This window comes from Nannocystis pusilla (assembly GCF_026626665.1).
Lineage (GTDB): Bacteria > Myxococcota_A > Polyangia > Nannocystales > Nannocystaceae > Nannocystis > Nannocystis pusilla.
In genome coordinates this window covers 6796566-6808557 of sequence record NZ_JAPNKE010000002.1, presented here as the reverse complement: position 1 = coordinate 6808557, position 11992 = coordinate 6796566, and the positions used below count along the sequence as shown (strand labels likewise).

The 11992-nt window shown below is 69.0% G+C and carries 12 protein-coding genes and 1 tRNA gene; 11 read left to right on the top strand and 2 right to left on the bottom strand.

Annotated features, from left to right (window positions below):
* Nucleotides 1–79: 79 nt before the first annotated feature.
* The gene (locus OV079_RS30035; RefSeq protein ID WP_267772406.1) at nucleotides 80–928 is read left to right on the top strand and encodes a helix-turn-helix transcriptional regulator; all 849 of its coding nucleotides are present in this window, start codon (nucleotides 80–82) and stop codon (nucleotides 926–928) included.
* A gap of 28 nt (nucleotides 929–956) precedes the next feature.
* Nucleotides 957–1319: a VOC family protein gene (locus OV079_RS30030; RefSeq protein ID WP_267772405.1), complete on the top strand. Its 363-nt coding sequence runs from the start codon at nucleotides 957–959 to the stop codon at nucleotides 1317–1319.
* Nucleotides 1320–1777: 458 nt separating this feature from the next.
* Here the strand turns inward: OV079_RS30030 and OV079_RS30025 are convergent.
* Nucleotides 1778–1854 (bottom strand) — tRNA-Arg (locus OV079_RS30025).
* Nucleotides 1855–1991: 137 nt separating this feature from the next.
* Here OV079_RS30025 and OV079_RS30020 point away from each other — a divergent pair.
* The 6 genes from OV079_RS30020 (at nucleotide 1992) to OV079_RS29995 (ending at nucleotide 7325) form a co-directional block, all read left to right on the top strand.
* Complete coding sequence (locus OV079_RS30020; protein WP_267772404.1) at nucleotides 1992–2489, top strand: hypothetical protein; 498 nt, start codon at nucleotides 1992–1994, stop codon at nucleotides 2487–2489.
* Nucleotides 2490–2502: 13 nt separating this feature from the next.
* Entirely contained in the window at nucleotides 2503–3087 is a 585-nt protein-coding gene (locus OV079_RS30015; RefSeq protein ID WP_267772403.1) for a hypothetical protein, read from the top strand.
* Nucleotides 3088–3269: 182 nt separating this feature from the next.
* Nucleotides 3270–4001 carry a CHRD domain-containing protein gene (locus tag OV079_RS30010; protein WP_267772402.1) on the top strand — a complete coding sequence of 244 codons (732 nt, stop codon included), beginning with the start codon at nucleotides 3270–3272 and terminating at the stop codon, nucleotides 3999–4001.
* A gap of 853 nt (nucleotides 4002–4854) precedes the next feature.
* Nucleotides 4855–5664: a TIGR04255 family protein gene (locus OV079_RS30005; RefSeq protein ID WP_267772400.1), complete on the top strand. Its 810-nt coding sequence runs from the start codon at nucleotides 4855–4857 to the stop codon at nucleotides 5662–5664.
* On the top strand, nucleotides 5661–6218 hold the full coding sequence (locus OV079_RS30000) for a hypothetical protein (protein ID WP_267772399.1): 558 nt from the start codon (nucleotides 5661–5663) through the stop codon (nucleotides 6216–6218). Before OV079_RS30005 ends, OV079_RS30000 begins: the two co-directional genes overlap by 4 nt.
* A gap of 855 nt (nucleotides 6219–7073) precedes the next feature.
* Nucleotides 7074–7325 carry a hypothetical protein gene (locus tag OV079_RS29995; RefSeq protein ID WP_267772398.1) on the top strand — a complete coding sequence of 84 codons (252 nt, stop codon included), beginning with the start codon at nucleotides 7074–7076 and terminating at the stop codon, nucleotides 7323–7325.
* Between the two features lie 111 nt (nucleotides 7326–7436).
* Here OV079_RS29995 and OV079_RS29990 read toward each other — a convergent pair whose 3' ends face one another.
* A complete protein-coding gene (locus OV079_RS29990; protein ID WP_267772397.1) occupies nucleotides 7437–9515 on the bottom strand; it encodes a hypothetical protein in 2079 nt (692 codons plus the stop codon).
* 178 nt (nucleotides 9516–9693) lie between these two features.
* On the opposite strand from OV079_RS29990, the gene OV079_RS29985 reads away from it, so the two are divergent.
* The 3 genes from OV079_RS29985 (at nucleotide 9694) to OV079_RS29975 (ending at nucleotide 11971) form a co-directional block, all read left to right on the top strand.
* Nucleotides 9694–10674: a hypothetical protein gene (locus OV079_RS29985; RefSeq protein WP_267772396.1), complete on the top strand. Its 981-nt coding sequence runs from the start codon at nucleotides 9694–9696 to the stop codon at nucleotides 10672–10674.
* Between the two features lie 3 nt (nucleotides 10675–10677).
* Nucleotides 10678–11484, top strand: a complete 807-nt coding sequence (locus OV079_RS29980; protein WP_267772395.1) for a hypothetical protein — start codon at nucleotides 10678–10680, stop codon at nucleotides 11482–11484.
* 286 nt (nucleotides 11485–11770) lie between these two features.
* Complete coding sequence (locus OV079_RS29975; RefSeq protein WP_267772394.1) at nucleotides 11771–11971, top strand: hypothetical protein; 201 nt, start codon at nucleotides 11771–11773, stop codon at nucleotides 11969–11971.
* Nucleotides 11972–11992: the final 21 nt, after the last annotated feature.

Sequence of the window (11992 nt, the reverse complement as noted above, 5' to 3'; positions counted from 1 at the left end):
GAGTGGTGTCGGTACACCAGGTCGGGTGGCGGAAGGCCCCACGCCGTCTCGCGCCGACCCCGCGGCCGCGGTGCCACGGGTGGAACTGCTGGCCGGGCTGCCCGACATCACGGTGTCGCGGCACGTGTGCCACGCGGGGCCCCGCGACCGGCCGTTCCCGGAGCAGCATCGCCAGGCGTCGCTGTCGTTCGTGCTCACGGGCAGCTTCTGTTACCGCTGCCGCGATCGCACCCACGCGCTGGTGGCCGGCTCGGTGCTGCTCGGCGAGGTCGACGAGGCGTTCGTGTGTTCGCACGAGCACGGGGTCGGCGACGTGTGCCTGAGCCTCGCGCTGTCGGAGTCGCTGCTGGCGGCGGCGGCGTCGGCCCACGCGGCCCCGGGCCGGCTGTTCGCGGCCCCGGCGCTGGCCCCGCGCCCGCGGATCTCCGCGCTCGCGCGGGCCCTCGCGGCGGCGACCGACTCGCGCGACCCGACCCGCGCGCCCGAGGTCGAGGCGCTGGCGCTGGCGCTGACCGCCGCGGTGCTCGAGGAGCTGGCCCTTCAGACAGGTTCGCCTCGGGCCCCGCGGGCGAGCGCGAGCGCGAGCGACCGCGAGCGGGCGGTGGCCGGGGCCCGCTACATCGCCGCCCGCGCGGCCGAGCCGCTGCTGCTGGGGGACGTGGCCGAGCACGTGGGCCTGAGCCCGTTCCACTTCTTGCGGCTGTTCCGCGCGGTGTTCGGGGTGACGCCGCACCAGTACCTCGTGCAGACCCGCGTCGAGCGGGCGGCGGCGCGGCTGTGCGAGAGCGAGGTGCCGGTGACCGAGGTGGCGTTCGAGGTCGGCTTCGGCGACCTGTCGAACTTCGTGCGCACGTTCCATCGCCTGGTCGGGCTGTCGCCGGGGCGCTGGCGCCGGCAGCATCAGATTCGCAAGATCCGCCAAGTGTAGGGGCGGGGCCCCCGGCTACACCGGGCCCATGCTCGACCACCTGAACCTCAACGTCCGCGATCTCCCCCGCAGCGCCCGCTTCTACGCGGCCGCCCTGGCCCCGCTCGGGGCCGTGACGGCCTACGAGGACGCCTCCACCGCCGGCTTCGGCCTGCCGGGCGCGCCGCAGCTGTGGCTCGCGCCGGCCGGCGAGGCCCAGCCGCTCCACCTGGCCTTTCGCGCGGCGAACCGCGAGCAGGTGCGCCAGTTCCACGCGGCGGCGCTGGCCGCCGGGGCCCGCGACAACGGCGAGCCGGGGCTGCGCCCGCACTACCACCCGAACTACTACGCGGCGTTCGTCCTCGACCCCGACGGCCACAACGTCGAGGCGGTGTGCCACACGCCCGAGTGACGTGGCTGTAGGGACATGCCTCGAAGGGCATGTCCAAATGAGCAGATGAGGCGACCGCGCGCACCACGAGCGCGGGCGGCAGGCGCCGTCACGACCGCTCGCGCTGACCTGCGAGGTCGGGGCCGGCGTCGCCCGGAGGGGCGGCGTCGCCGGGAGAGGCGGGCTGCGCCGTCATGCCCGCGCGAAGCTCCGGCGGCCTGCTCGCGGCGACGTCGTCATCGAACCGGGCCTGCGCCGTCATGCCCGCGCGAAGCTCCGGCGGCCTGCTCGCGGCGACGTCGTCATCGAACCGGGCCTGCGCCGTCATGCCCGCGCGAAGCTCCGGCGGCCTGCTCGCGGCGATGTCGTCATCGAACCGGGCGGCCTGCGCTTTCCGGCATGTCCGAAGAGACATGGCTGGCGACGCCGACGGGGCCCGAAGCGACGAGCGCCGCCCGGGGTCCGGGCGGCGCTCGGGCTGGCGCGCGTGGCAGGAGTCGAACCTGCGACCTTTGGCTTCGGAGGCCAACGCTCTATCCAACTGAGCTACACACGCAAGTTGGGGACGGGATCTCTACCCCAGGAGGCCGCGGCTTGCAAGCCCCTCGCCGGGTGCGCGGGCGCCGGGTCCTCGCCGCCCGCGCCCGTGGCCGCGACCTTGCCCGTGGCTTCGGGGTGGTACACTGGTCCTCGATGCGCCCCGCGTTCGCGCTGCTCCTCCCGCTCGCCGTGTTCGGCTCCACCCTCCTGGAAGGCCTCGACCGGGCCTTCGGCGGCCTCGACCGTCTCCGGGAGATCTTCCGCCGCGCCCAGGAGCTGCTGGTGCTGGGCGGGGTGGCCCTGGCGCTGCTCGGCACCCTGGTGTTCATCGCCTCGTGGGCGCTGGCCCACGCCCGCCGGGCGAACGACCACTCGCGGCCGTGGCTGTCCCGCGCGGTCCTCGCGCTGGCCTACGTGCCGCTGCTCCTGACGGCCGTCGCCGCCGCCGGCCTGTTCGTCCCCGGCATGGCGCCGTTCATCCTCAAGGCGTTCGCGCTGGCGGTGGCGATCGCCGCGGTGGTCTGGTGCCTGGCCCTCGGCCTGCTGATCGCCGGCGGCTCCCGCCGCGACCTCAGCCGCGGCCGCAAGGCGATCATCCTCGCCGGCACGCCTTGGTACTGCCTCGTGGTCTACATGGCGACGTTCCTGTGAGCGCCGACCGGCGATGCGGATGCCGAGGTGGTGGGGTTGCCTGATCCTGGGGCTGGCGTGCGGGCCGTCGACGCCGGGAGGTTCGACGGGCTCGACCGGCGCGAGCACCTCCGCGAGCTCGGGCGGCACGACGAGCTCGGGCACGAGTTCGGGAGATCCGGTCACGACCGCCGGAGGGACGGTGATTACCCCGACGGGGGAGGCCACCGGCACCACGTCCTCGACCGGGGATGCGACCACTGCGGTCGGCGAGTGCGTCGTCGATCCGGCGCACGACCTGTGCTCCGAGGGCTGCGACGCGATCGAGGATTGCTGCAAGTGCAACCGGCCGACGCCGCTGCCCCCGGACGTCGGGGGCTGCGCCATTCCGTCCGGGATCGTCGCGACCCTCTGCCCGTGGTCGATCGACGAGGTCCGCCTCGACGGCGAGCCGCTCGCCGAGGGCGAGAGCGAATGCGGCGAGCCGCCGGGGATGTGGGTGCAATACGAGCAGAACGGCGATCGCATCGTCAAGCTGTGCGGCGAGGCCTGTGCGACCTACCTGAGCGGATCCTTCGCTGAACTGGTGATGGAAGTGGCGTTCTGCGAGGCCGCGTAGGCTGACTGGCGGTCACGCGGGGCGACGCGAGCGCGGGCGTCTGCACGGCGGTTCGCGGGCGCGCGGGCGCTCGAGTCCAATTCGGACCACCCGGTGTCCACGTGTCGCCATCGCGGCGCGGCAGAGTTCGCTACGCTGGCGGGGTGATGGACGGACGACGCGTTGTATTCCTGGGTGCGATCTTGCTGATTGCCTGCGACACGCGGGCCGAGGGCCGGACCACGGCTGCGCCCGATCCGGCGCCGGTGCAGGCGGCGCCGACGACCCCGTCCCCGACGGCGGCGGCGGCGACTGCGGCCAGCGCGGGGGAGCTCGACCCGAGCCGCGGGGCCCAGATCGGCGCGGTCTACGAGGCCTTCTTGACGCCGCACCAGGAGGGCGACGAGGAGGAGAACACCCCGGCGACCACGCCCAAGCAGTTCCGCTCGAGCACGCCGTCGCAGAGCCGGGCCGCGCGCGAAGCCGCCGGCCACCGCGCGCACGGGCAGGTCCGCTTCTCCAACGATTTCAGCCGGGCCTTCATCGACGTCAAGATCGAGGGCATCGATCCGAAGACGATCAACATGTTTCATATCCATTGCGGCAAGCCCGGGATCCTCGGCCCGATCCTCGTCGACTTCGCCCACGCCACCGACCTGCAGAGCAACCTGGCCGACAGCCTGTTCTCGGTGGAGATCCGCAACGAACACCTGGTCCAGACCGTCGAGCACGCGCACGGCCTGGTCGGGGCGTTCACCTCGGGTTGCGTGATCCCGAGCCCGTCGCTCGGCAGCGTGGCGCCGGTCAAGGTGTCGACGGTGGCCGGGATGGCACAGCTGGCCCGCGACGGCGAGCTCTACTTCAATCTGCACACCACCGGGCAGACGTATTACGGCGACATCCGCGGACAGCTCCACCCGGCCACGCCGCGCTGATCGATGCTCGCGCCAAATCCGGCTGTGAGCGCAAGATCCAGCATTTGCAGCGAGTGGGCGGATGCAGCGAAATGCGCAGACTCGGATCTGCAACATTTCGTCGGACCGAGCCTGCGTGTGCATCGGCCGAAATCGCTCGACCGGCGGTGGCGCGTCCGCCGCTCATGGTCGAGGGCGCCGGCCGAGAGTCCGGGGTGGACCGTTCGTCGACCGTGAGTGACCATCGCGGCGCCGGGACCTCCGGGACAGTGTTCGCCCTCACGAGACCGGCACCTTCTGCTTAACGTACGGACGCTGTCGTCGCCGTTGTCCGCGCCCGCGTCGCAGACCTCGAACTCGTCGACGACGCTGTCCCCCGCAGATCTTTGATACCCCTCCACGCACAGGTTGTCGTCGCCGCAGGCGAGTCCGACATCGTAGCAGCAGCAGTCGGTGCAGGGCAGGGCGCAGCCCACGCAGAGCCTCAAGCTCGCAGGTGAGGCTGGCGTCGCAACCCCCACCGGACGTGCAGGCGCACCCAGCGCGCCCGCTGGGCAGGGCTCGCCGGCCGTGTCCCCGGGTCGAACCAATCGCGGTCTCCGTGGCGGGGCCGCCCGGATTGCAGGCGATGGCGACGAGGAGGAGGGCGATAGTGATTGCGGCGAGATACACGCCCGCGACGGAACCCGCCGCGGGGCGCGCGCATCTGCGCACGGGCTCAGGGGATCTGACTCTCAACTCAGGGTTTCTCCCTCCGCTGAGGGCGCTGCGCAAATCTATCGGCGGCGGCATCTGCAGAGCAGGGTTGGCACGAACTTAACCTGGACATCCGAACATAATTTTTCGGTCAGATTGATCTTGAGCACCGCTATCCTTGTTCCAGATAAAAACCCTGGTTACAGGTGCGAAATGCAGAACGCCACGATCGCTTGCGGACCCGCGCAGCGGGCGACGCGCTTTCACCCTGAGGAGAGGGGCGCTACACTCTCATGACCTTGACGCGGCGCATCTATCCCCGCCCCCCATTATCGAGGCCGTGATCGAGCTTCGCTTCCTCGATGATGTTCCGGGAGCGAAACTTCATGCAGCTATTCAAAGCAAGCTGGGCGAGGAATATCCTGACACTCCGTCTGCATCCATCAGTGCGGATGACATGACCTTCGTTGCCTCGCGAGACCAAAAGCGCATGCTTGGTTTCGGAGCAAACCTCCTGTCCATTCATGTGCTTGAGCCATACCCTGGATGGGAACAATTTATCCGGCAGGCTCAGGATGCTCTCCAGGGTGTGCTCTCTGTTGTAAAGGGTCCGTTACAGGCGGTCGCGGTCCGATACGTTGATCGTATTACGCTCCGTGCCGTCGGTAGACCGTTTCATGATTTTGTAAGGATCATGCCGTTTCGCCCAGAGGCGATGCCGGAGAATCTGCAAACTTTCTACCATGCGTCGACCTCAATCCACAAGGATGGGTGCACTACCGTTACCCTGGTCCTGGCGAGCACGACGCCGGATGGTAACTTTCCTCGCATGATCATAGATATAGGCGCCAGAAGAGAGCGAGAGGCCGAACCGTTGTGCGACATTCGTACATCGGACTGGCTGCAGGTCGTCGACGAACTGCATACGATGCAGCGAACGATCTTTGAAGACTCCATTACCGATGCGATGCGGGAGCTTTTTCAATGAAGGCCACATATCCAGCTCTTCAGCTGCCGCCGATACACTCCGACGCTGATGCTGCGTTTTTGCCCTCCGTTGAGCGGCCAAGCTCTTCAGAGCGGAAAGCCCTCGTAAGCGCTGCGAAGCTCGCAGGTACGAAGGTTTCGGGCGCTAACGTTATTGCAGGCGGCGCGAAGTTGACGCGCTTTGATGCCGTGGTAATAGCAAGCACGACGGCTCGCCTCGTAGACCGGTACGTCTACGAAGTGAAAGTGTCGAGATTGCTAAGCCCTGGCGCAGCAGTGACCAGGCGCGCCGAGCCAAATGTCGTTGAAGCGACACCGGCTTGGGTTCAACACATCTACGAACTTGTAAAGACGGACGAGCTCGATGATGCTCTCGATGTACTCTTCGAGAACGTCGACGATTTGTTGCGCCAAGGACGCATGGCGTTGGTTGACGATGTGCTGCAGCGCTTCGACCTGGAACGTCTCGAGCCGACGTTGCTTACAGGACTTCTGGCAATCACAAAACGCGCATCCTCCAGGCTTAAAATGGTCTTCGCTGCTGAGGCGTGTTGAGGCGCGCTTGCGCAAAATCGAGCCGGACAGCGTTGAGAAACTGCTGCGGGGTCTTTGGTAACGAGGTCTGCTGTGGGCAAGGCTGTATTCGAATGCAATACTCCATTCCTGTCGCAACCTTTTCCAGCGGCTGTGGTCGTGTGCCGCTCAGAACACGGTCTTCTGCACTCCGGGGTTTTATATCGCGCAAAAAGGGAGACGCAGCTGTTCTTCACTTGGGTTGGGAGAATCATCTCTACAACACATGGAATGAACTGCGGCTTTGGGCCGTCCCCGACACTGAGGACCCGCGGCGGGTGCGGCACATTGGCGCGCTCTGTCGGTTGATTTGGAAGCGGTTTACGGAGTCGAAGGTGTTTCCCTATGCGATTCCGTTCTCGTCTCAGTCGAGCTTTGATCTCGACACAGGAGACCTCATTCCTGGACCAGGCTGTGTTGGATTGACGTGCTCAACATTCGTCCTTGCGGTTTTTCAGTCGATGTACGTGACCTTGATCGATGACGAATGGCCCGTCCGCCAAGAGGAAGACAGAGCTTTTTTGAAGAGATTGCGTGAAATAACTGGCCCGAAGTTTGATCGACTCCACGCCCAGTTGGAGGCTCAGGTTGAGGCTGGATGCAAGCGTGTCCAGCCTCAGGAAGTAATAGGGGCGTGTGGCAGCTGTGATCTTCCGGCAAAATTCGAAGCATGTTACGAGTTCGGCCAGCAGGTGATTCAGATGCTTAGTCCGCCCCCGGATTGTTGTCCCGCAAGTACCGACGGGGCCACGGCGGCTCAAAGTTAAGGGTCGTCGGGCGAATGCTGGTGCCCATAGAACGGCTCCGTGAAGCCCTCCAAAGAGCTTCGGGATGGCGGTGACCGACCTGTCGTTCGGTCCCCGCCCGCCCGTCCTGGCGCTGTGGGACGGCGCGACCTGGACGACGCAGGAGGTGCAAGACCCGCATACCGCGGTGGTGCTGGTCGACGCCGAGCTCGGCTTCGTGGTCGGCTGGGGCGACGACGACGGGGCGTTCGTGCAGCGGTGGAAGGCGGGCGAGCTGACGCGGCTGCCGACCGACAGCTCGGCGACGGCGCTGTGGGGCGTCGACGGCATCCGTCTGCAGTGAGGCCGATCGCCTGTCCCGATGGACATGGGACAGGTGCGAAGGGACAGGCGCCGTGAGGCCGATCGCCTGTCTCAGGAGACATGTGATAGGTACGAAGGGACAGGCGGAGAATCAAAGGCGCGCGGCGAAATGTTCGTAGGCGCGGCGCAGGTCGGCCTCGCGGTCGCAGCGGTCGAACGGCGGGATGTAGGGGCCCTGGGCGTCGCGGGCCCAGGGCGGCAGCGCATCGCCGGCGCGGGCATCGGCGATCGGCTGCCACTGGCGACGGCCGAGGCCGAGGTCGGCCAGCAGGACGTTGTCGGAGAACACGACCTTGCCGCGGCGGTCGTACCAGGTGCCGCGCTCGTTCTGCTGCAGCACGGCGAATTGCAGGCGGTAGATCGCCAGGAGCTCGGCGAGCGAGAGGCCGAGGGCCAGCGCGGCCAGGACGTCGAGCTCGACCAGCGCCTGCCGGCGCGCGAACGGGGTTCGCAGCGGCGTGTCGGGGGTCCAGCGCGGGCCGAGGTTCACGAGGGCGGGCAGCCGCGGATCGGCGGAGGCGAAGCCGTCGCGGCGGAACGCCTCGACGAACAGGTCGCGCCATAGCCCGGTGTAATGTTCGGTGAGGCAATTCAGCAGCAATGTGCGCAGGACGATCGCGGCGCGCCCGGCGGCGGGCAGCGGCAGGAATTTGATCACGTCGTTGCTGAGGTTCGACTTGCCGGTGATCTTGAGCCAAAAATCGTAGGGCAGCGAGGCGGTCAGGCCGGCGAAGTGGACGGTGGTGGCGTCGTCGCGGCAAGCGAGGCTGACGCTGGCGCCGATGTGGGCCGGTCCGGGCGGGAGGACGGCGGAGATCAGGGTCCGCTCGCCGGAGGGCGACAGCATCTTGCGGCCGATCCACCGGTGGCGAGCGGCGAGCGGGACGTCGCGCCAGCGCGGGCTGCGGGCCGCGTATTCGTCGGCGGCGCAGGCGGGGAGATAGTTGGTGCGCGGGAGGAAGTCGGGGGCGATCGCGGTGAGGTCGATCGTGGTGTAGTCCATGTGGCTGCGACAGGCCTCGTTGGGGTCGCGGGCCAGCGGCGTGGCGACATAGTAATGCGGGCCGGAGACGATCCACTGGGCGAGGTCGTCGGGCCGGCGAGTGGCGCGACGGATCGTGCCGTCCTGCTGCTGGTAGGTCTCGTGAAAGTGCTCGCTGACGGTGTAATCGTCGGCGAGGTCGAGCATGCGCCGCGGCGCGGCGGCGAACTTGCGCAAGATCGCCAGCAGCGTCGCGCTGTGAACGATCGGCAGGCGCGCCTCGGCGAGCGGTGTGTCGGGGGCGTCGAACACCGCGCGGAACAGGGCGAGGGCGTCGGCGTCGACGCGCACGAGGCGGTCGCGGTGGCCGCGGAGGTCCCACGCGCCGTCGTCATCCTTGATCCCGGGGACCTCACCGCTGCCGTCGTGTTCGAGGCAGGCGTCGATGGTGCGCGGGTGGTACAGGTTGGCGAGGTAGCGGAACTCGGGGTCGTCGCGCCGGCCGGCGCAGATCGTGAATGCATAGGGTCGGGTGTGCAGGACCTCCGGGAACAGCATGAGCTTGTTCTGGAAGCGGGCGGCGAAGCGCAGGCGGCGGTGCAGCTCGGCGCGCAGCGGGCCGCCGGCGGGGTCGTCGAACACACCTGTCTGATGGAACAGGCCGACGACCGCGCGTGGGCCGGCGAGCGACCAGGCGCGCACGAGGAAGGCCTTGTATAAGTTGGAGGCGGTGCCGCCGAGGAGGGCGTAGAGGCGGCTGCCGAGGAAGTTGCGGGTGCCGACGTCGGTGGTCAGCTCGCGGAAGTAGAGGCCGCGCGCGGCGGGGTCGGCGAGGAGGCGCTGGCGCTCGGCGGGCGAGACGGTGGCGGCCGACCTGTCGATGCCGAGCCGCGGCTGCAGCTCGGCGAGCACGCCGGCCTCTTCCCACACGACCTTGGTCCACGGCGGGTTGCCGAGGACGATGTCCATGCCGCCGGCGGCGAAGACCTCGGGGAAGGCGACCTCCCAGTGGAAGAAGCGCTGCTCGCGAGCGACGCGGCGCGCGACCGCGAGGGCAGGGCTGGCGGGGCCGCGGTCGAGGTCGTCCGTGGCGAGGAGCTGCTCGACGTCGGTGAGCCATTGCTCGCGGGTCGGCAATGCATCGACCTGGTCGATGGGCCAGAACCACAGGGCGCACCAGTAATCCATGATCGCGGCCAGCCTGCGGCCGGGGGCGTCGGCGCGGGCGAGGGCGGCGGCCTCGGCGACGGGGACGGGCGCGCGGCGGTCCGATGATTCGGCGGGCTGGCCCCACAGCGCTGGCGGCTGACGGACTGCCTGCAGCGCGGCGCGGCGCTCGTCGAGGTGGGCGCGCCACAGGGCGTCGATGCGGGCGCAGATCGCCGCCAGGCGCGCGCTCGGGGGCCGGGTCGACTGCGAGGAGCTGCCGGCGCCATGCGTGGATCCGTGCGGCTGCCGCGGGCGCGAGCGACTTCAGCGGCCGGTCGTCGTCGAAGCCGACCATGCCGGGCTCGGCGACGAGGAAGTGATAGACGCAGTCGTCCGGTCGTGCGTCGGTCAGCGGAATCGGGGTCGGTTCGCTGCGGGGCCCGCGGCCGGGCGCGAGCGTATCGAATGCGAACACTGCCCGCCGGGCGCCGATCAGGCTGTTGCCCACGGCGATCCGCAGTCCCAGCTCCGGCGCGACCGCGCCGGCGTGGAGGACATTCAGCCACAGAGAGACCTTGCCGAGCTCGGCGGCCTGCGGGTCGAGGTCGACGCCGTAGCAGTTGTGGACCGCGAGGTGGTACTTCACCCGCTGGCGCTCGTGGGGGTATTGCTCGGCGGCGATCGTGCGGCCGAGCTCGGCCTGCTTGCGCTCGAGGTAGGCGTCGGCGAGCTGATCGATGGCCTCGTTGAGGAAGGCGCCCGAGCCCATCGCCGGCTCGCAGATCGTCCATTGCAAGATGTCGTCGGCGCGGGCGCCGGGCAGGCGCTCGGCGAGGCTGTAGCGGGTGAGGCAGCGGGTCAGGACCTCGGGCGTATAGTAGGAGCCGCTCCGCTCGCGGTCGCGGCCGGCCAGGCGATAGAGGAACTTGCCGGGCGGGTGGACGCGGACGATCTCGTCCGGCGAATAGGAAGAGATTTGCGAATGGCCGACGAACCAGGTGCGGGCGTCGTCGTCGTCGCGGTCGGCGGCGGCCCGCACCTCGTACAGGTCCTCGCGGGCGAAGCAGCCGGTGAAGCTGAGCAGGCCCTCGTGGACGGCGCCGAGCTGGTGGATGCCGAGCTGGGCGTAGGAGATCCGTCCGCCCCGCTGCTTGCCCTGCGGACGCGAGTGGGACAATCGCCGCAGGATCGTTTGTAAGACGTGATTGCGCAGAGGAGCGGCCGACAGCAGCGGGGTGCGGGCGTCGTCGAACAGCTCGCTGCGCAGGCCAGACAGGGCGAAGCCGGCGGAACGATCGGAGTGCGGAGGGACAGGGGCTTCGGGGTAGCCGCGCTGGATCAGGCGAAACAGGAGCTTCAGCGAGGTCGCGAAATATTGGCCGTCGCGCTCGGCGAGGGTCTCGAGGGGAGCCAGCTCGAGGTCGCGCAGGGCCGCGAGCGAGTAACCGCGGCGATAGGCGTCGGTGTGCATCGGCACGACGCCGAGCTCGGCGCCGCGGGCCTCGATGTAGAACAGGAACAGCAGGCGGTGGAGGAACACCACGCATTCGCGGGTGAGCCGCTCGGCGAACTCGGGGTGATCGAGGATGGACGGGTCGGCTTGGCGGCAGTGATGGACGAGCTCGTCGGCGAGCTGCTCGATCGCTTCGCGGGCGCCGCGCTTGAGGTCGGTCGTGACGGCGAAGGCGTGGCGGAGTGGAGCGGGGCGAGAGGTCGCGCCGCCGTGGCCGAGGTGCAGGGGCGCTTCGTGGTGCGGGCGGCCGCGGTGACAATGCGAGGAGTCGTCGAGGTCGGTGTCCGCAGGCCGGGCCTCGTCGATCGCGTCGAGGTCGTCGAGGAACACGGCCTCGCGGCCGCGCACGAGCGAGGAGAGGCCGACGACGTGGAGCTCGGCGGCGCCGGCGGGGTGGTCCGGACCGCGCGCACCCGCCATTCCTCGTCGCGGATCACGACGCGCGCGCCGACGACGTGGGTGCGAGGCTCGGTCATGCGAGCCGGGGCAGGGTAGCGAGGATGAATCGAGGGTCCAAGCCGCGCGTGCTGCGCTCGGGCGAAACCGCGCGAGACTCCGGCACTGTAGACTTTTTCATATCGAGCCGCACGAGGCCGGCGAGCGGCGGTGAATCATGCCTGCGCGGCGTTGCGCATTGGCCCGATCGGGGCATCTTTTTATACATGGGGTGCCGGACGCTCGCTCTGTTGCTCGCATTCGTGGCGCCCTGGCGAATCGCCAGCGCCGATTCGGCTGAGCCGCCGTCGTTCGAGCCGCCGCCGCGGCCGGCTCCATTCCGCCGGTGACCCCGATGGCGCCGCTGCCGGAGGCGCCCGAACGAGAGCCGCCGCCGAAGCTGCTGCCGGTGAAATCTCCCGTGACTCTGCCGCGATCGCTGCCGACGATTCCGCCGCCGCCGACGATGCCGCCGCCGGCCCCGATTCCGCCGCCGCCTGCGATCCCGCCGCCGCCCTCGATCCCGCCGCTCGTGCTGCCGCGGTGAGCCCCGCGTCCCCCGATTTTT

What these genes read in the sequence shown, in the direction of transcription:
- OV079_RS29985 (WP_267772396.1), top strand. Translation starts at nt 9,694, where the DNA reads ATGCGGGCGCAGATCGCCGCCAGGCGCGCGCTCGGGGGCCGGGTCGAC.
- OV079_RS30000 (WP_267772399.1), top strand. Translation starts at nt 5,661, where the DNA reads ATGAAGGCCACATATCCAGCTCTTCAGCTGCCGCCGATACACTCCGAC.
- OV079_RS30015 (WP_267772403.1), top strand. Translation starts at nt 2,503, where the DNA reads ATGCGGATGCCGAGGTGGTGGGGTTGCCTGATCCTGGGGCTGGCGTGC.
- OV079_RS29990 (WP_267772397.1), bottom strand. Translation starts at nt 9,515, where the DNA reads ATGGATTACTGGTGCGCCCTGTGGTTCTGGCCCATCGACCAGGTCGAT.
- OV079_RS30030 (WP_267772405.1), top strand. Translation starts at nt 957, where the DNA reads ATGCTCGACCACCTGAACCTCAACGTCCGCGATCTCCCCCGCAGCGCC.
- OV079_RS30020 (WP_267772404.1), top strand. Translation starts at nt 1,992, where the DNA reads ATGCGCCCCGCGTTCGCGCTGCTCCTCCCGCTCGCCGTGTTCGGCTCC.